Source organism: Streptomyces sp. NPDC050508, assembly GCF_040655155.1.
GTDB lineage: Bacteria > Actinomycetota > Actinomycetes > Streptomycetales > Streptomycetaceae > Streptomyces.
In genome coordinates, this window is sequence record NZ_JBFAJJ010000003.1 from 500,323 (window position 1) to 524,887 (window position 24,565).

The window sequence follows — 24,565 nt, forward strand, 5'->3', positions numbered from 1 at the left end:
CGCTCACCGCCCCGCGGGGCTCGGTCGGCGGGCCTGCTCGCGGGCGAAGAACTCGGCCAGCGGGGCGTGGTGGGCCTCCGGGTGGTCCCAGTGGTTCTCCAGGTTCTCGGCCATGTGGTGGGTGCCGAGGAGTTCGCCGCCGCCGTGGTGACGGATCACCGGGTGGAGATACGCCGCGTCGAAGGCGTCGTCGACCGAGTTCTGGGCGGTGCGGCGCACGGTGATGTCGAAGGGGTCGACCTTGTCGTGGTCGGGGCCGTACTCCAGCGTGACGGTGAAGTAGTCGCCGCTCGTGGTGAGTTGGCTTTCGTGGGCGTAAGCGACCGGCACCTCCTCGTGGTAGCGGGCCGGTTCGCCGGGTGCCGTGACGATCACGTCGCCGAGGACACCGAACTGCTGCCAGAGTGCCGAGCTGCGGTTGACCCGGGCCACCACGGCGTCCGCCAGAGTGGCCGGGTCACTCTCCAACTGCCGGTGGGGCCAGGGCCGTTCGTGATGGCGTTCGTCGAGGATGTGGCTCAGGGCGCGTACGGCGTACCGGAAACCGTGGATGAAGCCGCCGGTGGACTTCTTGAAGTCGCGCTGCTGCATGAGTGTTCCGGCGAAGTAGAGGCCGGGCACGTCCGCCGACTCGTACGCCGGGGAGAGGGCGGCGAAGCGGTCGTCGATGACCAGGGCGGGACGGCACGACGGGTCGAACACCGAGGAGTCGAAGCGGAATCCGGTGCAGACGATCACCCGGTCGTAGCGCAGTTCCTTCACGACCTCGTCGGCCCGGGAGAAGCTGAAGCGGACGCGGTACATACCGTCGTCCTGGTCCTTCTCGACGGACAGTACGTTGCCGTCCAACAGGGCGTTCTGTGACTTGAGTTGGTAGGTGTCGAGGAAGTTGTTGTTGACCGCGCGGAGATGGCCGACGTAGTGGCTGTTCCAGGCCATGCGGACGGAGTGCGGGCCGGCGACATGGATGACCGCGGCGGTCTCGACAAGGTTGTCAGCGGTCTCCAGGGCGGAGTTGCCCTTGCCGATGATCAGGACACGTCGATCGATGAAGTCCTCGGGGTCCACGGAGACGACCGAGTAGTCCTCGGCGCTCTCGATGCCTGGAATGTCAGGGGTGTTGGGCCGGGTCAGTCCGGTGGCCATGATCAGCCGGCGGGCGCGGTGTTCGTGGCCGTGCTGATCGGTGACGGTGAAGCCGTCCTCGTCGCGCCGGATCCGCTCCGCCCGGGTGTCGTAGGTGATGTCCAGTTTGAACGCCTCGGCGAAGTCGGCGAGATAGCGCACGAGGTCGTCGGCGTGCGGGAAGTAGCGCTTGCTGTAGCGGCTGAAGAGCAGGTGCGGGTCCGGGGACAGCAGGGAGTTCCAGTCCATCCGGAGGTTCAGTTCGGGATCGTCGGTGCCGTTGTACACCTTGTTGATCGAGATCAGTTTGCGGTGGCGGGGGAAGGTGTCGAAGAACGTGCCGGGAGCGTGACCGCTCTCCAGGATCCGGTATCCGTGCCCGGCCGCCTGGAGTAACTGCCCGAGTTGGAGCCCGGCGGGACCGGCACCGACCACGAGGTAGTCCAGACGCTCGCTGTGCGTGGAGTTCACAGAACTCTCCTTCTGCTCCGGGCGAAGACATGCCTGGAGGAGGGTGGGGGGTGGGGGGTGAGGCGGATCAGACCGACGGGCCGACGCTGGGCCGGGACTGCGTGCGCCGAGCCGGGATGCCTGATCCCACGTGCGCATCAGTGGTGGCGGGTAAGCCGGTCAGCCGGAGCGGTCGTGCCTCGCCGCCGGGCAGAGCGATTCGGGAGCGGTCGCCGTGGCGGCCGGGGGCAGTGCGGCCGAGCGTTCTGGCAGGGGCATGGCAGACCCTCCATCAGATTTCCCTTTGAAATCTCAATGAGCACGGTAGTGAGGAGCTGTGGATGCGGGCAACAGTGGCACCGGGATGACAGCAATCCGACAGGTGCACCGAGCAACTGCCGTTCTCGGCAAGGAGATTGACGCCGACCGAGACCAACCGACCCACCTGGTACGACCCCGCCGTGGCGACCCGCCGGAGTGTGGGAACTCGGCCGAGCCCGGCCCGAATCGCCCCTACCGACTGCCGGCGGCCCGGTGCCCGACCGAGCCGGGTCGGGTCCACGGGATCAGCGCCGGGACGCGGGCGCGGTAGGCGTCGTAGGAAGCACCGAAGCGGTCGGCCATCATGCCGTCCTCGATCCGGACCCGGCGCAGCAGCCAGGGGACGGCGACGGCCAGGAACACGATCCAGACGCCGAAGCCGCAGGCCAGCATCCCGCCGAAGACCAGGCCCAGGAGCCCGGTGTAGATGGGGTGCCGCACTATTCGGTACGGGCCCTCGGTGCGCAGTTCGTGGTGTTCGTGGACCAGCGGGATGCTGGCCCACATGACGCCGAGAACCCAGCGGGCCCACAGCAGCAGAGCCGTGGAGGCGACGGCGAGCACCGCGCCGAGGAGTGCGAGTTCGGGCTGCCAGTACTGAAGGTGGTGCCAGAAGGAGTCCGGCGAGTGTCTGATCAGCAGGGAGAAGGCGTAGGCACCCACGATCAGCAGCGCCCGTCGGGGCAGGGTACGGCGCAGGCCGCGCACCCAGCCCCGCAGCCCGGCTTCGCTCTTCACGCCGAAGTAGACCGCGCCCGCGATCCAGGCCACGACGAAGATCGCGACACAGATGCCGGTGAGAACGACGAGTGCGGAATGTAGTGAGCCCATGGCACAAGGCTGCGCCCTGACCTGGGTCGATCACCACCACCCACGGGCTGATTCAACGGCTCCACCCCCGGGTGGAGGCCCCTCCCCGAAACCCGTCTGAACCCCCCTCACTCCCCCAGCATCTTCAGCGTCCGCCGATGCCAAACCAGCGGACTGCGCTCCTCGTCCGACCGCATCGCAAGCACCCGCAACACGATGATGTCGTGGTCGCCGGCCGGATAGCTGTGCTCGACGGTGCACTCCAGCCACACCGGTGCGCCGTCGAGGAAGATCGCGCCGGATGCCGCCTCCACCGTACGGAGGTCGGCGAAGCGGCCCGTCTTGCTGCGGGACGCGAGTTGGCGGGCCTTGTCGCTGTGTCCCTCGCCCAGGACGGAGATCCCGATCGCCGGCGCGCCGGAGAGTACCGGCCAGGTCGTCGAGGTGTGCTGTGCGGCGAAGGAGACCATGGGCGGGTTGTGGGAGACGCCAACCGCGAACGACGAGACGATCATGAGGGTCGGGTCGCCGTGGACGCGCGCGGAGAGGGCCGCGACCCCGGACGGGAACCCGGAGAACGCCCTCGTCATCTCCCCGGGGTCCGAGGTGATGCCGTCCAGATCCTCCAGGCCTTCCATTGCCGTCATCGTGCAACCCCCGTCTGCATCAGGCTTCATCAGGCGACTCCGGTGGGTAGCTGTGGCGCGGCGGACACCGTGAGGGGTCCGCTGCCGGGAGGCTCGGTTCGGAGCAGTGCGGACGCGAGCAGGCAGAGCAGTCCGACCGCCGCGAGCCCGCCCAGCGTGACCGCGTAGCCGTGACCGGCGAGCAGAACGGCGCAGACCGCGCTGCCCAGCACCGCGCCGAGTTGCTTCATGGCGTTGAAGGTTCCGGAGGCCGCCCCGACCTCGTGCGGACCCACCGAGGTCACCGCCGCGATCGAAAGGGGCGACCAGACAAAGGAGTTGGCCACTCCGTACACCGCGAAGGTGGCGGTCAGCGCGGGGATCGGGGCGTCCGTCGCGACCAGCACCGCCGACGTCCCGATGGACAGGACGAGTGCGAGGGAGCCGATGACGGCGACGGCGCGGGACCCGATGCCGTTGTTGAGCCGGGCCGACACCGGCGCGCCCAACAGGCAGACCACGCCCATCGGTACGAGGGTGAGGGCCGCCGCGCCCGCGTCGAGCCCGCGTTCCCGCTGGAGGTACAGCATCAGCGGGATCATGGCCGAGCCGGAGCAGAAGGCCGCGGCGGCACCGGCCCAGGCCGCGACGACGAACCCGCGGCTGCGCAGCAACTCGACCGGCACTAGGGCCCGTTGGCCGTCGCGGCGCTGGAGCCACACGACGGCCGCGACGACCAGTGTGCCTACGCCGGCGAGCAGCCACCGGGATACGCCCAGCACGTCCGCGCTCGCGCCGTCCGTGCCCTGGATGCCGATCACGAGCGCGCCGACACCGGTCGCGTTCGCGCAGATAGCCCACACGGGGATGCGCGCCTCCTGCCGTGGGAGGACCGGTACGAACACGGCCACGGCGACCAACGCGGCCACCCCGACAGGGACGTTGACCCAGAACGCCGCGGGCCAGCCGCCCGCGGCGACGAGGAGACCGCCGAACAGCGGACCGACGGCCACCGCCGCTCCGCCGACCGCACCCCAGACGCCGAGCGCGACGGCGAGGCGCGGCGGCCGGAACAGCGCCTTGATGAGGGTGAGGCACTGCGGTGTCATCAGCGCGGCACCGACGCCCTGGACCACCCGCCAGGCGACAAGTGCCGTGATGGAGGCGGACGTTGCGCACAGCAGCGACCCGAACGTGAAGGCCGCCAGCCCGACCATGTGGACGCGGCGGTGGCCGTACCGGTCACCCAGTCGTCCCGCGACGACCAGCGGCACCGCACAGGCGATGAGATAGCCGCTGTTGACCCACATCGCGGCGGTCTCGTCGGTGTGCAACCCGCTGATCAGTAACGGCAGCGCGACCGAGGTGATCGTGCTGTCGAGCAGCAGCATGAAGAAGCCCGTGCACAGGCTGCCGAGGGCGAGCCAGTCGCGCCGCGCGCTCACCGCAGGCATCTCAGACTGCCAGGTTCTCGCGGAGAGTTGAGCCCTGGTACGCCGGTGCGAGCGCGCCGCGGCGGCGCAGTTCGGGCAGCAGCAGTTCGCTGATCCCGGCGAGGCCGGAGGGCATGGCCAGCGGGCTGGAGAACATGAAGCCGCCGCGTGATCCGGTCGCGGCGAAGTTCTCCTCCAGCGCGTCGGCCACGGCTGCGGGGTCGCCGACGACGCTGTGGTCCAGGCCTGTCGCCCTTCCCTGCCCGTGCTCGAAGAACTCGCCCCGGCTCATGGTGTGGTCCGCGCCGAACTCCGCGACGAGCGAGCCGACGATCCCCGCGGGACTCGCGTGGGCCGCCGCCAACTCGTCGCGCAGTTCACCCAGTTGGAAGGAGCCGGGAAGCGTCGAGAAGTCGTAGCCGGCGTTGTGCGACAGGTAGGTGGCGACGGCCTCCTCGTTCCAGAACTCGTGCACCGCCTCGCAGCGCGCCGACGCCTCGGCCTTCGTGCGGCCGACGATCACCTGGGTCGCCCAGAGGATGCCCACGTGTTCGGGGTCCCGCCCCTCGGCGAGGAGCGCCTCGTCGAGCAGTTTGCGGTGGCGCTGCTGGCCGGCGAGGTTGCCGCCGAACCCGAAGACGAGATCGGCGAACCGGGCCGAAGCGGCAATGCCCCGGGGCGAGTTGCCCGCCTGGACGATCAGCGGATGGTACTGCGGACCGGGTACGGACGCGAGCGGGCCCCTGACGGTGAAGAAGGCCCCCTCGTGGTCGATGGGGTGCACCTTCGCGGGGTCCGCGAACCGGCCCGTGCTCCGGTCGCGGACGATGGCGTCCGGTGCCACCGAGTCCCACAGCGCCCGGCAGACGTCGACGAACTCCTCCATCCGCTCGTAGCGCAGGTCGTGGTCCATCAGTTCGGCGAACCCGTAGTTGGCCGCGTCCGCGCCGCGCGTCGAGGCGACCACGTTGAAGGCGATACGGCCGCCGGTCACATGGTCGAGCGAGTTCAACAGCCGGGCCACGTAGAAGGGATGCATGAACGTCGAGGAGTACGTCAGCCCGAAGCCGATCCGCTCGGTCACCGTGGACATCGCGGCGATCACCGGCGCCATGTCGTGGCGCGGCCACTGGATGCCCCACTCCACGGCCGGTGCGATGCTGCCCCGCCAGGTGCTGGGGATGCCGCTGCCGTCACCGAAGAACAGCAGGCCGACGCCCGCGCGTTCGGCGGTCTGCGCCAGTTCCATGAACATGCGGACGTCGGGGAAGTCCCGCCCGATCCAGGAGCCTTGGCGGGCCCAGGCGCCCTCGGTGTGGGTGAAGGAGAGGTCGTAGCCGATGTGCATGCCGGTCATGGCGCGACCTTCTTCCAGAGTTCGGCCACCTCGTCGGCGTCACTGAGCACGGCCACGTTCAGGCCCAGTTGGAACAGTGCGGCGGCGTTGACGTGATGGTCGTAGGCGGTCGTCGTGTCCTGCGGTACGACGACGGGCCAGTCGAGTTGGACGGCGTCCTGGGCGGTCGCGTACACACAGCACTCGCTCGTCAGGCCGACGACGGCGAGCCAGTCGCAGCCGGCCGCGCGCAGCCGCGCGTCGAGATCGGTCCCGAGGAAGCCGCTGTAGCCACGCTTGACGACACGCAACTCCCCCTCCTCCGGCTGCATTTGATACCACTCGGCGCCGGGCGTCCCGATGCGGCACGGCTCGTCCGGGCTCATGGGTGCGTCGAAGTCACCTTCACGCAGCCAGTTGCTCGACCGCCACGGCCGCGCCGGGTCACTGCCCAACTCGACCCAGACGACCGGGACTTCGGCGGCGCGGGCGATGTCGACGAGGTCGCGGATACGGGTGACCGTCCGGTCGAGTGTCGCGAGCGCGGCCTCCGTCAGGCCGTACGCCTCCAGCCGGTCCGGATCGGCGAAGTCGCGCTGTACGTCGACCACGACGAGCGCGGGCCTGCTGAACGACCCCGTGAGCTGGGCGAGTTGCCTGTCCCGCAGGTCGGACATCAGGCCGCCACCTCGTCGCGGGCGCGCAGCACGGGCAGCACGGTCTCGCCGAACAGCAGCATGTCCTCGTCGTACTCCGGGAAGATCAGCATGAGTCCGTCGAGGTCGGCCTCCCGCACGATGTACTCGATGTGCTCGGTGACCGTACGGGCCGAACCGGCGACGTACGGCGTCTGGAAGGCCGCCTCCCCGTCGGCGCCGTCGGCCCACGCACGGGCCTGGTCCGCGGGTACGCCCCAGGTGTGCCGCATATGGGCGAGCGCCTCGCGGTCGACGCCGACGCCCCACTCCTTGACCTTCTTGACGGCCAGTTCGTCGGTGTCGTCCTGGACGACGGTGAGCATCGAATACGTCTTGCAGACACGGCCGTTGGCCTTCGCCCGTGCGTGGACGTCGGCGGAGAGCGTCCGCATGTCGTCGAGGCTGTCGGCGGCCAGGAAGGCGCCGTCGGCGTACCGGGCCTGGAACCGCCGCGCGTCCTCGGACCGCCCCGCGCTGATGAGGGTCGGCCGGGTCGCGGGATGCGGACGGGACTCGCAGTCGACGAGGTCGAAGTACGGGGTGCGCATGGTGACCGAGTCCTCGGTCCACAGCCGGGTGACCGCCTCCGTCCACAGCTCCGTCATCCGGTAACGGTCCTCGTGACTCAACTCGGGGTCCCAGTCCCCGAATTGCTCGAACTCCCCCGCGTACGAGCCGTTCACGATGTTCATCCCGGCGCGGCCACCGGAGATGTCCTGGAGGGTGGTGAGCATCTTCGCCGCAACGGCGGGGTTGTGGATGTTGGCGTGCAGGGTCGCCCAGATCTTGACCCGGCTGGTCGCCTCGGCGAGCGCCGACATCATCGTCATCGACTCCAGCGAGCGGCCCCAGTGGTCCGTACTCCCGCCGAAACCACGCCACTTGGCCATCGACATGACGAAGTCGAGCCCGATGCTCTCCGCGTGCAGGGCGGCACGCTTGTTGTACGCGTAGGTCGCTTCGGGATGCGGCGCGGTGGTGGACAGCATCCAGCCGCCGTTCCCGATGGGGAGGAAGATTCCGTACTCTTTCGCGGGCACGTCATGGGCCTTTCTGCGGCTCTTTCAGGGGCGTTTCCACGGCTCTACGACCGTTACGGCGCGGGCCAGACCAGCTTGTCGCCGCTGTAGATGTCCTTGACGAACGAGGTGTCGAACCACGCCTCGGCCTTGGCGGCGGTCACACTGCTCGGCACGATCTTGAACTGGTGCAGCATGGCGACGAGTTGGGTGACGTTGTCGGTGTCGACACCGCCCAGCGGCTGTCCGGGCGTCGAGTTCTCCTTGACGACCTGTGTCTCGGTCTTCCAGATCGTCGCGTTCAGCTTCTTGTCGTAGGTCGGCCCGGACAACTTGGCCGCGTAGCCGACGCATTCGGTGATGTGCGCCTCGCCGGCGGAGCAGTACGCGTACGCGTGCAGGGCGGCCCGCAGGATGTCCTCGACGGCGTGCGGGTGGTCCTTGGCGAACGCCGGGTTGACCGCCATCGCGCCGATGGAGCTCGGGATCTTGTAGTCGACCGGCTTCCACACGGTGACGTCCTTGCCGGCCGCCTTGAGCTGGTTGGGCTCGTTGGAGATGAACCCGGTGAGCGCTTCGAGGCCGCCCTGCTTGCGGGGCAGTACGGAGGGGTCGTAGCCCTCCTTGACCAGCTTGAGCGAGTCCCACTTGACGCCGGCCTTGACCAGCATCGCCTCGACGGCGGCGGGGACGTATCCCTTGTGCCCGACGACCTTCCCGTCGAGCTGGGTCAGGTCGGTGATGTCCTTGTTGGTCATCAGAATGTCGAGCCCGGCATTCGAGTACGAGGAAATCCCCTTGATGTCAATGCCGTTGGCCTGCGCCTGAATGAGGTCCTGCTCGGAAATCGCGGACACGGTCGCCTGCCCACCGGCAAGCAGCTTGGTGTTCTGCGCGGTGTCACCGCTGCCGGGCTTGAGGTCGACGGTGAGGCAAAGGTCCTTGAAATAGCCCAACTTGGCGGCGGCGATGTACTCAAGGATCGAGACGGAGGACTGGAACTGGTAGCCGGAGAGGTACGTGATCTTCCCGGCGGCCTTGTTCTCGGCACAGCGCTTCGCGGAGATGGCAGAACCGGCCGCACCGGCGGAAGTACTGCCGTCCGAGCCGGAGCCACATCCGGCAACTCCGAACACCAACGCGGCGGTGACGAGAGCGGATCTGGTGAGGCGATGACGAGGCATGGGTGACTCCAAACTGGCGATGATGCCGGTGAGTTAATAGACAAGGGTCCAGACAGGCGCGCCCAAAGGGGCGCGGGGAACTGCGCGACCAGCCCCCACCGGCCCGCAGTTCACCACCGTGCTGTCAGTCAGTTATGCGTGCTGTCATGCCAATGCAGCACGCGACGCTCCACCACGGTGACGGCAAGCAACAACAGCACGCCCATCAACGCGAGGACGAAGATCGAGGCGTACACAACGGGAAGTTGATTCATCGAGGAGGCCACACTGATCGCGGTCCCCAATCCCCCCGTAGACCCGGACGCCGACATCTCGGCAACCACCGCCCCGATGATCGACAGCGGAAAGACGATACGCAGCGCGGCAAAGAGATACGGCAGCGCGTTGGGAACACGCACATGCCACAACAACTCGATCCGGCTGGCGTCCATCGTCCGATAAACCTGCAACACCTGCTGTGGCACAGACCGCAACCCGGTCGCGGTATTGATGAGAATCGGAAAGAAACAGATCAGCCCGGTGATGATCAGCTTGGGCATGGGCCCGAACCCGAAGGCGACAACCAGGGCCGGCGCAATGGCGACCAACGGCGTGACGTTGAGGACGACGGCGATCGGCATCACCGCCCGCCGCACCAACGGAAGTTCACTGGTCAGCACCGCAAGGACGAACGCCCCGACGAACCCCATCCCCAGCCCGGCCGTGGCTTCACCGAGGGTGACAAGGGCGTTGTGGACGTAGTAGCCGAAATTGCCGGAGAGCGAACTGCCGACGTCGGACAACGGCGGCAGCAGATAGGGAAGTTGTTCAGCCCCCCAGTGCCAGAGCCCGGCGAGCAGCGCCAGCATCACGACAAGGGGCAACCACACGGCCGGCCGGATCCACCCGATCCGCGACCTCGGGTGCTTCAAGCTGAAGCGGGACGGTTCGACGGGCGGCGGCGGTGTCTTCGCCGCCGGAGCGGTGGTGCGTTCGTCGGCTACGGTCATGTCCCTCACGCCCCCACTCACGCGGCTTCGCTGTGCCAGGCGCGGCGGAGCCGCTCTCTCACCAGGTCCTCGTACTCGTGGAACCGCCGTTCCCCGAAGAGCCGTTCACCACGCGGCCGGGGCAGGTCGATGTCGATGCTCTCGACGATGCGGCCGGGGCTCGGCGCCATGACGACGACGGTGTCGGAGAGCCGTACGGCCTCGGACACGGAGTGGGTGACGAACAGGACCGTCGTCTTCAACTCCTCCCAGAGGTCGAGGAGTTGGTCCTGCAGGCTCTCGCGGGTGAACTCGTCGAGCGCGGAGAAGGGTTCGTCCATCACGAGCACGTCGGGTTGCAGGCCGAACGCCCGCACGATCGCGGCGCGTTGGCGCATACCGCCGGACAGCTGGGCCGGAAGCTTGTGCAGGGCGTCACCGAGACCGGCCTTGACGAGGAGTTCCGTCATGTCGGGAGCCACCGTCTGCCGCTCGGCGAAGTCGGCGATGCGCTCACGCCGCTTCCCCGCACCCCGGTTGATCTTCTGCGGCAGCGTGACGTTCCGCAGGACGGACAGCCACGGCAGCAGCGCGGGGCTCTGCGGCACGAGTCCGATCATCTTGGCCGCACAGGCTTCCGCCGGTGTCACCCCGTGCACCAACACCTCACCGAGGTCCGGCTGTTCGAGGCCCGCGACAAGACGCAGCAGGGTGGACTTGCCGCAGCCGCTGGGGCCGATCAGGCTGACGAAACGGCCCGACGGCACCGTCAGATGCACGTCGTCGAGGGCTGTGGTCGCGGCCGACCCGAACCCGTAGACCCGTCGCACCGACCGCAGTTGGAGTGCTGGCGTACCAGTCACCTTCACGCTCCCATCCATGTCGCGGGCACGAGTGCCCGATCCTGGAAGTCGGAGAGCGTGCGTAGCGAGTGCGACTGACTGCCACGCGGAAATCCGCTTAGGTGCCCCCGACCGTAGGAAGATTCTGTTTCGGCGGACGGCAGTTGTCTGTTACGCGCGTTTTACGTCTGACCGCGACGGGGGCCGCAGCGGGACGATCGCGCCACCGTCGAAGACCTGGATCTCGATCCCGAGGTCCGCCGCGGCCCGCGCCACCCAGCCGCCGAGTGCCTGCACGATCACCTCGGTGACCAGCAGCACCGCGCGCTCGGCAGTCGGTACGGAGTCGCGCAGCCACAGCAGTTTGAACATGTCCGCCATGACCTTGTTGCGGTAGGCGGGCTTGTAGGCGCCCTGGTTGCTGACGAGTTGGACGAGCACGCGGCAGGCGGTGTCGATCCCCTCGACCTCGACGCGGCTGCCGTCGGGCAGCATGAGCGGTTTCGGGCGCAGCGGGGTGCCGAGCAGGTCGCCGAGCGCCAGCAGCATGCGGCGTTCGACAGAGCCCTCGGCGAACCGGCTCCACTCGTTGGGGGCGTCAAGGACGGTCAGGTGCACCCGCCGCATCCTAGGAAAGGCCCGTTTCCCCCGTGTTGCCTGCGGCGGACGGGCCGAACTCGCCCTCTTTGCCTGCCCTTTGGGCAACGATGCCTTCCCGTTGAACAAGCGGACCGTCCCGTGCGTACCTCCTGGCACTGGCCGAGCGTCAACTTCTCCAACGACCAGTTGGTTTCCCCGGGAGGGTCTCTTGCGTCGTATCAGCGGTACGGCTGTGTTCATCTCGACCATCGTCGCCACCACCGGCGCGCTCGTCTTCCCTCTGTGGTCGTACGCCGACCGTGCGGGCACCGGGCAGGCGAACGTGGCGGCGGGCACCGTGAACACCCAGTGGGGGCCGCTGACGGCCGCCGACCGGGACCTGATCGTCCGGGTGCGGCTGGCCGGGCTGTGGGAGCTGCCGGCCGGCCAGCAGGCCATCGAGCGCGCACCCAACCAGGCGATCAAGGAGGCCGGCGACCACCTCATCGTGGGCCACACCGACCTCGACAAGCGGGTGCGGATCATCGCGGCCCAGCTCAATGTCGCGCTGCCCAACGTGCCGAACGAGCAACAGCAGGGCTGGCTGCAGGAGTTGAGCGCGGCGACCGGCACCGAGTACGAGTACAAGTTCGCCAACCTGCTGCGGGCCGCGCACGGCAAGATCTTCCCGGCCATCGGCGCCGTACGGAACACCACCCGCAACACCCTGGTGCGGCAGCTGGCCTCGGACGCCAACCAGACCGTGCTCGACCACATCACGATGCTGGAGAAGACCGGGCGGGTCGACTTCGACGCCATCGCCAACGAGATCGCGAACGCCTCCACCGCCAGCCCGACCGGCCCGGCGGTGCCGGTGCCCGGCCAGGTGGCGCCCTCGGCGCCGGCCGCCGAGGCGAGCGCGAACATCGGAGCCACCTCGCGGCCGTCCCCGGCGGCGCCGGGCACGGTCAACACCGGCCGACCGGATCCGGTCGACTCGAACGGAGTGCTGGGGTAACCGACCCCTCCCCCGCCCCGAACCTCAAATGTTGCTCTGAAGGTGACCCGCACGCGGTTCGGGGCCCGGCGCCGGGGCGATACCTCCGTCACGCCGGAACAGCGGCCTTGTGGAGTTGATGAATTTCCTGGAGGACGGGGACGAACCATGGAGCGACTGGGGACAGGCATCGGCTGGCGGCCGGAGATCGCGGACGCCGTGGAACGCATGCCGGGCATCGACTGGGTCGAGGCCGTGGCCGAGAACGTCTGCCCCGGCCACCTCCCCGACTCGCTGCTACGGCTGCGCGAGCGCGGCGTGACCGTGATTCCGCACGGCGTCTCCCTCGGCCTCGGCGGCGCGGACCGGCCGGACGAGAGCAGGCTGACGGCGCTCGCCGAGCGGGCCGAGGCACTGGGCTCGCCGCTGGTCACGGAGCACATCGCGTTCGTCCGCGCGGGCGGCCCCCTGACCGCCTCCCCGCTCCTCGAAGCCGGCCACCTGCTGCCCGTCCCCCGCACCCGGGACGCCCTCGACGTGCTCTGCGAGAACATCCGTACCGCCCAGGACGCGCTGCCCGTACCCCTCGCCGTCGAGAACATCGCCGCACTGCTGGCCTGGCCTGGCGAGGAGATGACCGAGGGACAGTTCCTCTACGAACTCGCCGACCGCACCGGCGTACGGCTCCTCATCGACGTCGCCAACCTGCACACCAACCACGTCAACCGCGGCGAGGACCCGGCCAAGGCCCTCGCCGAACTCCCCGTCGAGGCCATCGCGTACGTCCATGTCGCGGGCGGCGTCGAGCGCGACGGCGTCTGGCACGACAGCCACGCCCACCCCGTCCCTACCCCGGTCCTCGACATCCTGACCGACCTGGCATCCCGTGTCTCCCCGCCCGGAGTACTGCTGGAGCGGGACGACAACTTCCCCGAACCAGCCGAGCTGGAGCGGGAGTTGATGTCGATCCGCGGGGCGCTGGTGAAGGGGCGAGTTCGAGCCACGACCACGGAGGAGCCGACGTCCGTCACGCCCCCGGCCGCACCACTGACCTCCGACTCCGCACCCGCCCGCCAGCGCGTCGCCCTCGCCCAGACCGCCCTGCTCTCCGCGCTGGTCGCCGGTACTCCGGTCCCCGAGGGGTTCGACCGGGTACGGCTCGGTGTGCAGGCGCGGGCACTCGGCGCGAAGCGGGCCGATGTCGTGGCGAAGGTGGCGCCCGAACTGCCGGAGATCCTCGGGGACGGGTACCGGCCGGCCTTCCTCGCGTACGCGCACACGCACCCGATGACCGGCGGCTACCGGCGTGACGCGCTGGACTTCGCCGGACAGTTGCTGCTCTCGGGCGGTCCGGAGAACGCCGAGGTCAGGCGGGAGTTGCGGGAGTGGTGGCTGGAGCGCTCAGGTCCGGTCCCGCGTGCGACGCGGCCCAGGGTCCGGCTCGCCCGCGCCACCCGGCGGGTACTGCTGCGCCGTTGACGGGTCGCGGGAGGGCCGAGAGGGGCCTTGGAAGGTGACAGTGACTCCACAGTAATATTGCGGTCCCGCACGAGAAGCGCACAGAAAGCACACTCACGTGCGGTGCCGTGACAGGAGGCACCCATGCGACCGCGACCCCCCGTGAAGGGCCGAGGCATATTCAGTGGCACCGGCGTCATCGTCATGGGCCTGACCGCGACCCTGGCCGCGCTCGTCTTCCCGGTCTGGTCCTACGCCGACCGGTCCGGGACGACCGGCGCGAGCGTGCTCAGCGACCAGACCGTGACGACGCAGTACGGACCGTTGTCCGCCCTGGACCGGGACTTCGTCACGAGGGTCCGGCTGGCCGGGCTGTGGGAGCTGCCGGCCGGCCAGCAGGCCGAGGAGAAGGGCACCACCGCGGCCGTACGGACGGCGGGGCAGCACCTCATCGACGGCCACACGTTCCTGGACGAGCGGGTGCGTGACGTCGCCTCCAAGCTCGGGCTGCCGCTGCCGAACCAGCCCAACGCCCAGCAACAGCAGTGGCTCGCCACACTGAACGCGGCGCAGGGCGTGGACTTCGACCGCAAGTTCGCCAACATCCTGCGCCTCGCCCACGGCAAGGTGTTCACGGTGGTGGCCCAGGTCCGCGCCACCACCCAGAACTCCCTGGTCCGCGCCCTCGCCGACGACGCGAACACGACCGTCCTGGACCACATCAAGGTCCTGGAGGCCACCGGGTACGTCGACTTCGCGACGCTGGCCCAGGACATGGCGGCGTCGAGTTCGCCTGTACCCAGCGTCTCCGCCGCGGCCGACCCCGGCCAGGTGGTCCCGCTGACCCCCTCGGTCTCCCCGACCTACACACTCCCGCCGGCCGCCTCCGCCCCACCGCCGTAGAACCGCTTCGGCCATAGTTCGTTTCCGGACAATCGGAACGTCACAGACCGACAACGCTCCGTCCGGATTGTGAACAAGGCATGGCGGTGCACTGGGCCTTTGGCATAGAAATTTGGCATGTTCTGGGTCCTTCTCCTGCTCCTGGCCTGGGCCGTCGCCGGCACAGCGTGCACACGGCTGTGCCTGGCCGCCGTCAGAGCGGCGGCCGTCGACGCGGACGACACGGGCAAAGGGCACGATCTGACGCTCTACGAGGCGGCGTTCCTGTCCGGCGGTCCCGCGCGGGTCGCCGATCTGACGCTGGTCTCCATGGCGCGGCAGCACCGGCTGCTGCTCGCCCACACCGGCTGGGCGACCGTCGTCGACCCGCGCGGCCGGGACGCCATCGAGCGGTCGGTGATAGGCGCCATCGGGCCCGAGGGGCAGTCCCGGATCGCCCCGGTGCGGGCCACCGCGGCGGCCACGGACGCGGTGCGCGACGTCGCGGTCCGGCTCGTCGACGCGGGTCTCGCCGTACCGGACGGCAGCAGTACGACAGTTGCGGCCGGGGTCCGGCAGGTGCGGGCCGCCGCGCTCGTCGTGCTCGCGCTGGGCGCGACCGCGCTGCTGACGCCGGGGGCCGAGATGCCGCGGGGTCTGGTCGCGCTCTGGTTCGCGCTGCCGCTGGCCCTCACGCTGAGCTGTCTGGCCATCGCGCGGGTCGAGGTGCACCCGTACTCGCGCTGGGCCTCCCCGGCCGGTCAGCGGCTGCTGGGCACGCTGGCCCGGCACGCTGGCAGCGGGGACGATCGTACGTATCTGACGTCCGTCGCCGTACGAGGTATCCGCGCGGTCGGCGAGCCGGATCTGCGGGCGGCCTTCGCGCACCGCGAGCAGTACCGGGAGCAGTTCGACGTGTGGCGCCGCTGACCACAGCGTGAAGGCGCTCCCGGGGGCGCACAGGGGTCATTGGGGCCGACACCGGCCCGATGGTGCTTGCCTTCGCCAACGACCGAACGAAACATCCCTTTTGTTGCTGCCGTGCTCCGAAGGGATACCCCACCATGCGAGCCGCCGCCCTGTACTCGGCCGCCGGGTCCTTGCTCCTGACCACCCTCGCCGCCGCCCCGGCCACCGGTACCCCGGGCGTTCCCGACGTCCGTGCCGCCGAGCTCACCGGCACCGCGCTCGCCGCCGCGCACGCCCGGGCGGCCGGCATCACCTTCGGCAAGTGCCCCGACGCGCAGGACCTGCCCGGCGTCATGGAGTGCGGCACGGTCTCCGTCCCGCTCGACTACGCGCACTCCGACGGCAAGCAGATCAAACTGACCGTCAGCCGCGCCCGCGCCACCCACAAGGACCCGCACAACAGCAAGCGCAGAGTGCCCGGCCAGGGCTCCCTGGTCTACAACCCCGGCGGCCCGGGCGCCTCCGGCCTCTACTTCCCGCTGATCGGCATGCTCCCCGAGTGGAAACGCATCGCGTCGGCCTACGACCTCGTCGGCTACGCCCCACGCGGCGTCGACAAGTCGGCGCCGCTGTCCTGCGAGGACCCCAAGCACTTCTTCAAGGCACCCTCGCAGTCACCGACGTACCCCTCGGAGTCGTACAAGAAGGAACGCATCGCCGAGGCCAAGAGCTACGCGCGCGGCTGCGCCAAACGCTCCGGCAGCAAGCTCCGCTTCTACACCTCCCTCAACAACGCCCGCGACCTGGACGTCCTGCGCGCCGCACTCGGCGAGGACAGGCTGACGTTCATGGGCGCGTCCTACGGCACCTACTTCGGGGCGCTGTACGCGACGCTGTTCCCCACGCACGTACGACGGATGGTGTTCGACTCGGCGGTGAACCCGGACCCCGAGCAGATCTGGTACCGCAACAACCTCGACCAGTCGGCCGCGTTCGAGGGCCGCTGGACGGACTTCCGGGAGTGGATCGCGAAGCACGACGACGTCTACGGCCTCGGCGACACGGCGGAGAAGGTGCTCGGCAGCTACCGCAAGGCCGAGGCGCGGCTCGCGGAGAAGCCCGCGGGCGGCAAGGTGGGTCCTGCGCAGTTGCAGGGCGCGATCCTGTCCGCCGGGTACTACGACGACTACTGGCCGCACAGCGCCGCCGCACTGTCGTCGTACCTGAAGGGCGACCCGAAGCAGCTCATCCAGCAGGCCGGGCCGACGCCGGAGGCGGCCGCGGAGGCGGAGAACGGCAACGCGGTCTACACGGCCGTCGAGTGCAATGACGCGGCCTGGCCTACCGAGTGGAGCGTCTGGGACCGGGACAACACTCGGCTCGCGCGCGAGGCGCCGTTCGAGACGTGGGACAACGTGTGGATGAATCTGCCGTGTGCGTATTGGCCCGAGCCGCGTCAGCAGCCCCTTGATGTGCGGACCGGGCCGGGTGAGTTGCCGCCTGTGCTGATCATGGCTGCTGAGCGGGATGCGGCTACGCCGTACGACGGGGCGCTTGAGTTGCAACGGCGGTTGTCCGACTCGGTGTTGGTGACCGAGCGGGATGCTGGGACTCATGGGATCGCGGGCGGGGCCAACAAGTGCGTCAACGGGTATTTGGACGCGTACTTGTTGGAGGGGCGGTTGCCGGAGCGGCGGGCTTCTTGTGCGCCGCATGCTGAGCCGAAGGCTGCGCGACCGGGCAGTCGGTAGACCGCGGGCCGGTGGGGGCTGGTCGCGCAGTTCCCCGCGCCCCTGAAAAAACTAGGCGAGGCCCGCGATCAGCTCGGCCACGTCCTTGCGGCGGCCCGTGTAGAAGGGGACCTCCTCGCGGACGTGCATGCGGGCCTCGGAGGCGCGCAGGTGGCGCATGAGGTCGACGATGCGGTACAGCTCGTCGGCCTCGAAGGCCAGGAGCCATTCGTAGTCGCCGAGCGAGAACGAGGCGACCGTGTTGGCGCGCACGTCCGGGAAGCCGCGGGCCATCTTGCCGTGGTCGGCGAGCATACGGCGACGGTCCTCGTCGGGCAGCAGGTACCAGTCGTAGGAGCGCACGAACGGGTACACGCTGATGTAGTTCCGCGGCGTCTCGTCGGCCAGGAAGGCCGGGACGTGCGAGCGGTTGAACTCGGCGGGGCGGTGCAGCGCCATGTTCGACCAGACCGGCTCCAGGGCGCGGCCGAGCTTCGTGCGGCGGAAGAGGTTGTACGCCTCCTGGAGCTGGTCGGCGGTCTCGGCGTGCCACCAGATCATGAGGTCGGCGTCGGCGCGCAGGCCCGACACGTCGTACGTGCCGCGGACCGTGACGTCCTTCGCGGCGAGCTGGTCGAACAGCTCCTGGACCTCGTCGGCGTATCCGGCGCGGTCCTCGGGCAGCACGTCCTTCAGCTTGAAGACGGACCACAGCGTGTAGCGGATGACCTCGTTGAGGTCCTTGGCCAGCTTGCCCTTGTTCGGGATGCGGCCGGGCTCGGTGGTGGGGGCGTCGTCGCTCATGGGGCTATTCTCCCGCTCCGCCGGGCGCGCTCGGCACCGGGTCACCGGTCAGCCGCTCGACGGCCGCGTACGCGCTCGCGATGGTGGCAGGGATGCCGACGCCGTCGTAGGCCGCGCCGCAGACTGCCAGGCCGGGGAGTTTGGCCACGTGCTCGCGGATACGGGCCACGCGCGCGTGGTGGCCGACCGGGTACTGGGGCAGGCCGTCGGTCCAGCGGGTGACTCGGGTTTCGAGGGGCGTGGCGTCGAGGCCGGTGGCCTCGCGCAGGTCGTGCCGGGAGACGTCCACGAGGCCGATGTCGTCGCGCTCCAGGATCGTCGTCTCTCCGTACCGGCCCACCGAGGTGCGCAGGACGACCACGTCCGGGTTCTCGTCGGCGATCCAGCCCCACTTCTGGGAGGCGAAGGTGGACGCCTTGATGGTGCGGCCGTCGACCGGTGGCACCAAGAAGCCGCTGCCTTCGGGGAGTTCGATGTCCGCTCGGCGGTAGGCGAGGGTGATCAGGGCCATCGAGGCGTACTCGACAGCGCCCAACTCGGCCGCGGCGCCCGGTGCTTCGGCGCGCAGCAACTCGGCGGCGACCGGGGCGGGTACGGCGACGATCACGCCGTCGGCGTCGAGCACGCGGTCCCCGGCGACGACCCGCCAGCCCGAGGTCCCCGTCCGGCGCAGCTCCGTGACCGGTGTCCCGGTGAGGATCCCGGCGCCCCGCGCGCGTGCCGACTCCGCGACGGCGAGCGGGAGTTGACCCACTCCGCCCTGGATGCCCATGAAGACCGGGCCGGTCTGCTGTGCGGCGGCGGCCCGCTCCTGGATGCCCCGGACGGCTTCGGTGAGGGAGTCGTGGGTCTTCGCGGCCTCGAACAGCTGCGGGACCGCGGAGCGCATCGAGATGCGGTACGCGTCGCCCGCGTAGACACCGCCCAGGAGGGGCTCCACGAGGCGGTCGACGACCTCGCGGCCGAGGCGTGCGGCCACGTACTCGCCGACCGCCACGTCGTCGCCGACCTCCGTGCGGGGCAGGTCGGTGTCGCGCTCGATGCGGTGCAGGCCCTCGTCCGAGAGGACTCCGGAGAGGGCGGAGGCGGTGCCGGGGACGCCCATGACATGGCCCTTGGGCATGGGGCGCAGGGCACCCCGGGTCCAGATCGACGCGGTGGCCGTGGCAGGCGGCTGAAGGCGGTCGGTGAGGCCCACCTCGCGGGCCAGCGCGACGGCCTCGGGGCGGCGGGCCAGCATCGACTCGGCACCGAGGTCCACGCGCGCGCCCGCGATCTCGCCGGGCAGCAGCTTGCCGCCGACCCGGTCCGACGCCTCGACGACGGTCACGCGCACGCCTCTGTCCAGCAGCCGGTGTGCGGCGGCCAGCCCGCCGATCCCGGCGCCGATGACGACGACATGCCCTGTGCCCGTACGGGTCTCCACTTCGCGCATGCCCCCAGCCTCTCAGACCCCACTGACAGTCCGACTCCGGCCCGGTGTCCGGCGCGGTGTCCGGCGCGAGTCCCGACCGTGACCGCATCGGGACCGTTTCCCGCCAACGTCCCGCCCCTTCCCTGCGTCGAAGGTGCGTCAGTCGTCACGACGACCCTCGGGGGTACCGACCCATGCGCACACGACACTCCATACGCCCCGTCCAGGCCCTGGCCGGCCTGCTGCTGGCCTCGGCCCTCGCGCTGGCCGGGTGCAGCAGCGGTGCGAACGACACGAGCGCCAGTGACGCCGGCGGGGGCGCCAAGGCCGCCGCTCCGGACAGCGCCCAGCAGGAGGGCGCCTCGGGCAGCGGCAACGCCAGGAACACCAAATCCGTGCCCAAGCTCACCGCCGGCAGCATCATCCGTACCGCCTCCCTCTCCGTGCGGGTCAAGGACGTGCCGAAGGCCCTCGACGAGGCCCGCACCACCACCGAGAACGCGGGCGGGTTCGTCGGCAACGAGACGACCACCCGCGACGGGCAGGGCCATGAGCGCACCCGGGTCGTCCTGCGGGTGCCCACCGACAAGTACGACGAGGTCCTCGCCGACCTGGAGGGCGCGGGCAAGCTCCTCGACCGGACCGCGAAGGCGCAGGACGTCACCGACCAGGTCGTGGACGTGGAGAGCCGCATCGCCTCGCAGCGGGCCAGCGTGGCACGCGTGCGTGAACTGATGGACCGGGCCACGAAGCTCAGTGATGTGGTGGAGCTGGAGGGCGAGTTGAGCACCCGCGAGTCCGACCTGGAGGCGCTGCTCGCCCAGCAGGCCTCCCTGAAGGACCGCACCAGCCTGGCCACCATCACGCTGTCCCTGTCGCAGACCCCGGTGGCGAAGGCCGCCGCGAAGGACGACAGCCCCGGCTTCGTGGACGCCGTGGCGGGCGGCTGGCACGTCTTCGTCACGATGCTGCGCTGGATCGCCCTGTCACTCGGCGCGGTACTGCCGTTCGCGGCCGTGGCGGCGCTGGCGCTCGTCGTGTGGCTGCGTCTCGTACGGCCGCGTCGGACCGCGACCGCTCCAGCGGCCTCCGGAGTGAGCGCTCTGCCGGAGGAGGGCGGACAGGACTGAAATCATCGGCGCCCGTAGCGTGTTCGCATGGACATGAGCCGTGCGAGTGGTATCCGGGAACGACTGGTCGTCATCGGCGGTGACGCCGCGGGCATGTCCGCGGCGTCGCAGGCCCGCCGCCTCAAGGGGCCGGACGAGCTGGAGATCGTCGCCTTCGAGCGCGGCCACTTCACCTCGTACTCGGCGTGCGGCATCCCGTACTGGGTGGGCGGCGACGTGTCCGCGCCGGAGGAGCTGATCGCCCGCACCCCCGAGGAGCACCGGGCGCGCGACATCGACCTGCGGATGCGCACCGAGGTCGTGGAGCTCGACGTCGCGGGCGGTCGGGTACGCGCGCGTGACGTCGATTCCGGGGTCGAGTCCTGGACGTCGTACGACAAGCTCGTGATCGGGACCGGGGCGCGGCCGATCCGCCCCGACATGCCCGGGGTGGACGCGCCCGGGGTGCACGGGGTGCAGACGCTCGACGACGGGCAGGCGTTGCTCGACTCGCTGGCACGCACGCGTGGGCGTCGGGCTGTGGTGGTCGGGGCCGGGTACATCGGGGTGGAGATGGCGGAGGCGTTCGTCAACCGCGGGTATGACGTGACCGTCGTCAACCGGGGCAAGGAGCCGATGTCGACGCTCGACCCGGACATGGGCCGGCTGGTGCACAAGGCGATGGAGGGCCTGGGCATCACCATGGTCAACGACGCCCGGGTCACCGAGCTGCTCACCGGGGACGACGGGCGGGTGCGGGCCGTGGTCACGGAGGACGCGGAGTATCCGGCGGACGTCGTGGTGATGGGGATCGGCGTACGGCCCGAGACGAGCCTCGCGAAGACGGCCGGGCTGCCGCTCGGGCAGCACGGCGGACTGCTCACCGACCTGGCGATGCGGGTGCGCGGGCACGAGAACATCTGGGCCGGTGGCGACTGCGTCGAGGTGCTCGACCTGGTCTCCGGGCAGGAGAGGCACATCGCCCTTGGGACCCATGCCAACAAGCACGGGCAGGTCATCGGCACCAATGTGGGCGGCGGTTACGCCACCTTCCCGGGGGTGGTCGGTACGGCCGTGAGCAAGGTGTGCGACCTGGAGATCGCCCGTACCGGGCTGCGGGAGAAGGACGCCCACCGCGCGGGGCTTCAGTTCGAGGCGGTCACCATCGAGTCGACCAGCCGCGCGGGCTACTACCCGGCGGCCTCCCTGATGACGGTGAAGATGCTCGCCGAACGCCGTACCGGCCGTCTCCTGGGCGTGCAGATCGTCGGCCGGGAGGGCGCCGCGAAGCGTGTCGACATCGCGGCGGTCGCCCTCACGGCCCGTATGACGGTGGAACAGATGACGGCCCTGGACCTGGGCTACGCCCCGCCGTTCTCTCCGGTGTGGGACCCGGTCCTGGTGGCGGCCCGAAAGGCGACCGCCAAGGTCCGGGCGAGCGGACATTGAAAATGCTTATGCCGTCCCGTTGATGCGGTCTATGGCCTGCCGTGCCTGCTCGGCCGGCGGCCTGGCGGGCAGCGAGGAGACCGACGCGCTCGGCGGCATCATCGCGGCGGGCTGTGCCGCCGCCGGCTTGGCGTGGGCGCCCAGCGCGTTGGACCGCAGCCGGTTGCTCACCGCCTCGTCCAGGGTCACCGGCCGCTGCATCTGCGCGGCAAGCCGGCCCGCCTCCTGGCCGAGCCTGGCGACGTCCTCCCAAGGGAGGCGCACCACCAGGGAGATCTCGGCCTCGCCGTCGGGCGTGGCGGTCATCTGAGGGGAAATACGGTCGTTCATCGCCTGTTCCTCACGTCGTCCCCGCGACACGCCTTCCCCGCACCGCGGGCGGTTGAGGAGTCATACGCACAGGCGGACGGCGGTGTTCACCGGTTCGCCGCGCGTATCGGGGGCACTAATGCCTTGTGGTCATCCCCGTCCATGACGTGAATCCGGTGCGCCGTACCCCTTGGGTGACGTATGCGCTCATCGCAGCGAACGTGCTCGTCTTCCTGTCCACGCCCGGAATGGCGGGTTCCGTGGCGGGCGGCAGCGACCTCGCGCAGCTGTGCCATCTGCAGGCGTTCCTGGACCACTACGCGGCCGTACCGCGGGAGTTGATCCACCACCAGATGCCCCAGGTGGTCCCGACCGGCACCGTCCAGTCCGGCCCCGGCGGCCCGGGCTGCGCGGTCGGCCCGCCGACCTACGACAAGTCGGCACCCCTGAGCGTCTTCACCGCGATGTTCCTGCACGGCAGCTGGATCCACCTGCTGGGCAACATGCTGTTCCTGATGATCTTCGGCAACAACGTCGAGGACCGCATGGGCCACATCCGCTTCACGCTCTTCTACGTCGTCTGCGGCTACGCGGCGGGCTACGGCTTCGCGCTGCTCAACGACACCTCCGGCGACCCGCTGATCGGCGCCTCCGGGGCCATCGCCGGAGTCCTGGGCGCCTATCTGGTGCTGTACACGAAGGCCAGGGTGTGGGTCCTGGTGCCGTTCCTGTTCTTCCTGCCGCTACGGCTGCCCGCCTGGCTGGTGCTGGGCTTCTGGTTCGTGCTCCAGGCGTTCTACTCGTCCGGCGAGGGCGTCTCCGACGCGGGCACGGTGGCGTACGAGGCGCATGTCGTCGGGTTCCTCGTGGGCATGCTGCTCGCATGGCCGCTCAAGGCGGGCACGCCCCCGCCGCCGGAACCGCGCGGCCTGCTGTTCGGCAGGCGGGCGAGGCCCCGGCACACGTGGTGAGCGCGACCTTCAGCGAGCCGTCTGCATGTGGACGTACTCGGTGAGCCGGGTGAGCGCGTCCGGGTCGGTGGACGGCATCACGCCGTGGCCGAGGTTGAAGATGTGCCCCTCCAGGCCCTTCGCCGAGTCGAGGACCTCGCGGGTCTTCGCCTCGACGGCCTCCGTGGGGGCGAACAGGACGGTCGAGTCGAGGTTGCCCTGGAGCGCCTTGCCGGGGCCGACGCGGCGGGCGGCCTCGTCCAGCGGGACGCGCCAGTCGACGCCCACGACGTCCGCACCGGCCTCGCTCATCAGGCCGAGCAGCTCGCCGGTGCCGACACCGAAGTGGATGCGCGGGACGCCGTAGCCCTCGACGGCCTTGAAGACCTTCGCGGAGGCGGGGAGCACCGAACGGCGGTAGTCGACCGGGGCGAGCGCGCCGGCCCAGGAGTCGAAGACCTGGACGGCGCTGGCGCCCGCCTCGATCTGGACCTTGAGGAAGGCGGCCGTGATGTCGGCGAGGCGGTCGAGGAGGTCGGCCCAGAGCTCGGGGTCGCCGTACATGATCGCCTTGGCGTTCTCGTACGTGCGGGACGGACCGCCCTCGATGAGGTAGCTCGCGAGGGTGAACGGCGCGCCGGCGAAGCCGATGAGGGGCGTCGAACCGAGCTCGGCGGTCAACAGGCCGATGGCCTCCGTGACGTAGGAGACGTCATCGGGGGTCAGGTCGCGCAGCCGGGCCAGGTCGGCGCGGGTGCGGATCGGCTTCTCGACGACCGGGCCGACGCCGGGCTTGATGTCGAGGTCGATGCCGATGGCCTTGAGCGGGACGACGATGTCACTGAAGTAGACCGCCGCGTCCACACCGTGCCTGCGCACGGGCTGGAGGGTGATCTCGGCGACCAGCTCGGGGCGCGTGCAGGAGTCGAGCATCCCGATGCCCTCGCGCGCCTTGTGGTACTCCGGCAGCGAGCGCCCGGCCTGCCGCATGAACCACACGGGCGTGTGCGGAACGGGCTCACGCCTGGCCGCCTTCATGAAGGCGGAGTCGTAAGTGGCGGTCGGCTGCTGGCCCGTAGGGCTCTGGTTGGCACTCACGGGGCAAGTCTCGCACGGCGCCAGAAGGCGATTACACGGTGTGCTGAGCGGAAGAGCGGGTGTCT

Annotated in this window: 23 protein-coding genes; 8 read left to right on the top strand and 15 right to left on the bottom strand. The window is 69.9% G+C overall.

The genetic code is table 11. The features are described 5' to 3' along the window. Positions 1–3: 3 nt before the first annotated feature. The 11 genes from AB0I69_RS11695 to AB0I69_RS11745 form a co-directional block, all read right to left on the bottom strand. Positions 4–1,596: an NAD(P)-binding domain-containing protein gene (locus AB0I69_RS11695; RefSeq protein WP_363095415.1), complete on the bottom strand. Its 1,593-nt coding sequence runs from the start codon at positions 1,594–1,596 to the stop codon at positions 4–6. A 492-nt stretch (positions 1,597–2,088) separates the two neighbouring features. Further along, complete coding sequence (locus AB0I69_RS11700) at positions 2,089–2,727, bottom strand: isoprenylcysteine carboxylmethyltransferase family protein (RefSeq protein ID WP_363095416.1); 639 nt, start codon at positions 2,725–2,727, stop codon at positions 2,089–2,091. Between the two features lie 107 nt (positions 2,728–2,834). Beyond that, the gene (locus tag AB0I69_RS11705) at positions 2,835–3,353 is read right to left on the bottom strand and encodes a flavin reductase family protein (protein ID WP_363095417.1); all 519 of its coding nucleotides are present in this window, start codon (positions 3,351–3,353) and stop codon (positions 2,835–2,837) included. Positions 3,354–3,382: 29 nt separating this feature from the next. After that, positions 3,383–4,786, bottom strand: a complete 1,404-nt coding sequence (locus tag AB0I69_RS11710) for an MFS transporter (protein WP_363095418.1) — start codon at positions 4,784–4,786, stop codon at positions 3,383–3,385. 1 nt (position 4,787) lies between these two features. Beyond that, complete coding sequence (locus AB0I69_RS11715) at positions 4,788–6,122, bottom strand: NtaA/DmoA family FMN-dependent monooxygenase (protein ID WP_363095419.1); 1,335 nt, start codon at positions 6,120–6,122, stop codon at positions 4,788–4,790. Next, positions 6,119–6,778, bottom strand: a complete 660-nt coding sequence (locus AB0I69_RS11720) for an isochorismatase family cysteine hydrolase (RefSeq protein ID WP_363095420.1) — start codon at positions 6,776–6,778, stop codon at positions 6,119–6,121. The genes AB0I69_RS11715 and AB0I69_RS11720 overlap by 4 nt, the downstream gene beginning before the upstream one ends. After that, a complete protein-coding gene (locus AB0I69_RS11725) occupies positions 6,778–7,839 on the bottom strand; it encodes an LLM class flavin-dependent oxidoreductase (RefSeq protein WP_363095421.1) in 1,062 nt (353 codons plus the stop codon). The genes AB0I69_RS11720 and AB0I69_RS11725 overlap by 1 nt, the downstream gene beginning before the upstream one ends. Before the next feature lie 53 nt (positions 7,840–7,892). Beyond that, positions 7,893–9,002, bottom strand: coding sequence for an ABC transporter substrate-binding protein (locus AB0I69_RS11730; protein WP_363095422.1), 1,110 nt, complete (start codon positions 9,000–9,002; stop codon positions 7,893–7,895). Between the two features lie 128 nt (positions 9,003–9,130). After that, a complete protein-coding gene (locus AB0I69_RS11735; protein ID WP_363095423.1) occupies positions 9,131–9,991 on the bottom strand; it encodes an ABC transporter permease in 861 nt (286 codons plus the stop codon). A gap of 17 nt (positions 9,992–10,008) precedes the next feature. After that, positions 10,009–10,833, bottom strand: coding sequence for an ABC transporter ATP-binding protein (locus AB0I69_RS11740; protein WP_363095424.1), 825 nt, complete (start codon positions 10,831–10,833; stop codon positions 10,009–10,011). A gap of 150 nt (positions 10,834–10,983) precedes the next feature. Further along, positions 10,984–11,439: a hypothetical protein gene (locus tag AB0I69_RS11745; RefSeq protein ID WP_363095425.1), complete on the bottom strand. Its 456-nt coding sequence runs from the start codon at positions 11,437–11,439 to the stop codon at positions 10,984–10,986. A 181-nt stretch (positions 11,440–11,620) separates the two neighbouring features. Between AB0I69_RS11745 and AB0I69_RS11750 the strand changes: the two genes are divergently transcribed. From AB0I69_RS11750 to AB0I69_RS11770, 5 genes are all read left to right on the top strand, one after another. Next, complete coding sequence (locus AB0I69_RS11750; protein WP_363095426.1) at positions 11,621–12,409, top strand: DUF4142 domain-containing protein; 789 nt, start codon at positions 11,621–11,623, stop codon at positions 12,407–12,409. 147 nt (positions 12,410–12,556) lie between these two features. After that, on the top strand, positions 12,557–13,867 hold the full coding sequence (locus tag AB0I69_RS11755) for a DUF692 domain-containing protein (RefSeq protein ID WP_363095427.1): 1,311 nt from the start codon (positions 12,557–12,559) through the stop codon (positions 13,865–13,867). A 123-nt stretch (positions 13,868–13,990) separates the two neighbouring features. Continuing rightward, positions 13,991–14,749, top strand: coding sequence for a DUF4142 domain-containing protein (locus tag AB0I69_RS11760; protein ID WP_363095428.1), 759 nt, complete (start codon positions 13,991–13,993; stop codon positions 14,747–14,749). Positions 14,750–14,866: 117 nt separating this feature from the next. Next, the gene (locus AB0I69_RS11765; protein ID WP_363095429.1) at positions 14,867–15,658 is read left to right on the top strand and encodes a TIGR04222 domain-containing membrane protein; all 792 of its coding nucleotides are present in this window, start codon (positions 14,867–14,869) and stop codon (positions 15,656–15,658) included. Positions 15,659–15,792: 134 nt separating this feature from the next. Further along, complete coding sequence (locus tag AB0I69_RS11770) at positions 15,793–17,388, top strand: alpha/beta hydrolase (protein WP_363095430.1); 1,596 nt, start codon at positions 15,793–15,795, stop codon at positions 17,386–17,388. Positions 17,389–17,439: 51 nt separating this feature from the next. On the opposite strand, the gene hemQ is transcribed toward AB0I69_RS11770, so the two are convergent. Both hemQ and hemG read right to left on the bottom strand, forming a co-directional pair. Then, positions 17,440–18,171 (bottom strand): hydrogen peroxide-dependent heme synthase, encoded by a 732-nt coding sequence (hemQ, locus tag AB0I69_RS11775; RefSeq protein WP_363095431.1) that lies wholly within the window; start codon positions 18,169–18,171, stop codon positions 17,440–17,442. Between the two features lie 4 nt (positions 18,172–18,175). Beyond that, positions 18,176–19,606, bottom strand: coding sequence for a protoporphyrinogen oxidase (gene hemG, locus AB0I69_RS11780; protein ID WP_363095432.1), 1,431 nt, complete (start codon positions 19,604–19,606; stop codon positions 18,176–18,178). A gap of 173 nt (positions 19,607–19,779) precedes the next feature. Here hemG and AB0I69_RS11785 point away from each other — a divergent pair, with 173 nt between their 5' ends. Further along, entirely contained in the window at positions 19,780–20,715 is a 936-nt protein-coding gene (locus AB0I69_RS11785; protein ID WP_363095433.1) for a DUF4349 domain-containing protein, read from the top strand. 27 nt (positions 20,716–20,742) lie between these two features. Then, a complete protein-coding gene (locus AB0I69_RS11790; protein ID WP_363095434.1) occupies positions 20,743–22,143 on the top strand; it encodes an FAD-dependent oxidoreductase in 1,401 nt (466 codons plus the stop codon). Between the two features lie 6 nt (positions 22,144–22,149). Here AB0I69_RS11790 and AB0I69_RS11795 read toward each other — a convergent pair whose 3' ends face one another. After that, positions 22,150–22,473 (bottom strand): hypothetical protein, encoded by a 324-nt coding sequence (locus AB0I69_RS11795; RefSeq protein WP_363095435.1) that lies wholly within the window; start codon positions 22,471–22,473, stop codon positions 22,150–22,152. A 125-nt stretch (positions 22,474–22,598) separates the two neighbouring features. Here AB0I69_RS11795 and AB0I69_RS11800 point away from each other — a divergent pair, with 125 nt between their 5' ends. Then, a complete protein-coding gene (locus AB0I69_RS11800; RefSeq protein WP_363095436.1) occupies positions 22,599–23,423 on the top strand; it encodes a rhomboid family intramembrane serine protease in 825 nt (274 codons plus the stop codon). 9 nt (positions 23,424–23,432) lie between these two features. On the opposite strand, the gene hemE is transcribed toward AB0I69_RS11800, so the two are convergent. Next, positions 23,433–24,500, bottom strand: a complete 1,068-nt coding sequence (gene hemE / locus AB0I69_RS11805; RefSeq protein ID WP_363095437.1) for a uroporphyrinogen decarboxylase — start codon at positions 24,498–24,500, stop codon at positions 23,433–23,435. Between the last annotated feature and the right edge of the window lie 65 nt (positions 24,501–24,565).

Excerpts from the sequence above, each read along its gene's own strand:
- AB0I69_RS11795 (WP_363095435.1), bottom strand. The coding sequence starts at position 22,473 with ATGAACGACCGTATTTCCCCTCAGATGACCGCCACGCCCGACGGCGAG.
- AB0I69_RS11760 (WP_363095428.1), top strand. The coding sequence starts at position 13,991 with ATGCGACCGCGACCCCCCGTGAAGGGCCGAGGCATATTCAGTGGCACC.
- AB0I69_RS11700 (WP_363095416.1), bottom strand. The coding sequence starts at position 2,727 with ATGGGCTCACTACATTCCGCACTCGTCGTTCTCACCGGCATCTGTGTC.
- hemG (WP_363095432.1), bottom strand. The coding sequence starts at position 19,606 with ATGCGCGAAGTGGAGACCCGTACGGGCACAGGGCATGTCGTCGTCATC.
- AB0I69_RS11785 (WP_363095433.1), top strand. The coding sequence starts at position 19,780 with ATGCGCACACGACACTCCATACGCCCCGTCCAGGCCCTGGCCGGCCTG.
- AB0I69_RS11755 (WP_363095427.1), top strand. The coding sequence starts at position 12,557 with ATGGAGCGACTGGGGACAGGCATCGGCTGGCGGCCGGAGATCGCGGAC.
- hemQ (WP_363095431.1), bottom strand. The coding sequence starts at position 18,171 with ATGAGCGACGACGCCCCCACCACCGAGCCCGGCCGCATCCCGAACAAG.
- AB0I69_RS11710 (WP_363095418.1), bottom strand. The coding sequence starts at position 4,786 with ATGCCTGCGGTGAGCGCGCGGCGCGACTGGCTCGCCCTCGGCAGCCTG.
- AB0I69_RS11715 (WP_363095419.1), bottom strand. The coding sequence starts at position 6,122 with ATGACCGGCATGCACATCGGCTACGACCTCTCCTTCACCCACACCGAG.
- AB0I69_RS11730 (WP_363095422.1), bottom strand. The coding sequence starts at position 9,002 with ATGCCTCGTCATCGCCTCACCAGATCCGCTCTCGTCACCGCCGCGTTG.
- AB0I69_RS11705 (WP_363095417.1), bottom strand. The coding sequence starts at position 3,353 with ATGACGGCAATGGAAGGCCTGGAGGATCTGGACGGCATCACCTCGGAC.
- AB0I69_RS11770 (WP_363095430.1), top strand. The coding sequence starts at position 15,793 with ATGCGAGCCGCCGCCCTGTACTCGGCCGCCGGGTCCTTGCTCCTGACC.
- AB0I69_RS11765 (WP_363095429.1), top strand. The coding sequence starts at position 14,867 with ATGTTCTGGGTCCTTCTCCTGCTCCTGGCCTGGGCCGTCGCCGGCACA.
- AB0I69_RS11745 (WP_363095425.1), bottom strand. The coding sequence starts at position 11,439 with ATGCGGCGGGTGCACCTGACCGTCCTTGACGCCCCCAACGAGTGGAGC.
- AB0I69_RS11720 (WP_363095420.1), bottom strand. The coding sequence starts at position 6,778 with ATGTCCGACCTGCGGGACAGGCAACTCGCCCAGCTCACGGGGTCGTTC.
- AB0I69_RS11790 (WP_363095434.1), top strand. The coding sequence starts at position 20,743 with ATGGACATGAGCCGTGCGAGTGGTATCCGGGAACGACTGGTCGTCATC.
- AB0I69_RS11735 (WP_363095423.1), bottom strand. The coding sequence starts at position 9,991 with ATGACCGTAGCCGACGAACGCACCACCGCTCCGGCGGCGAAGACACCG.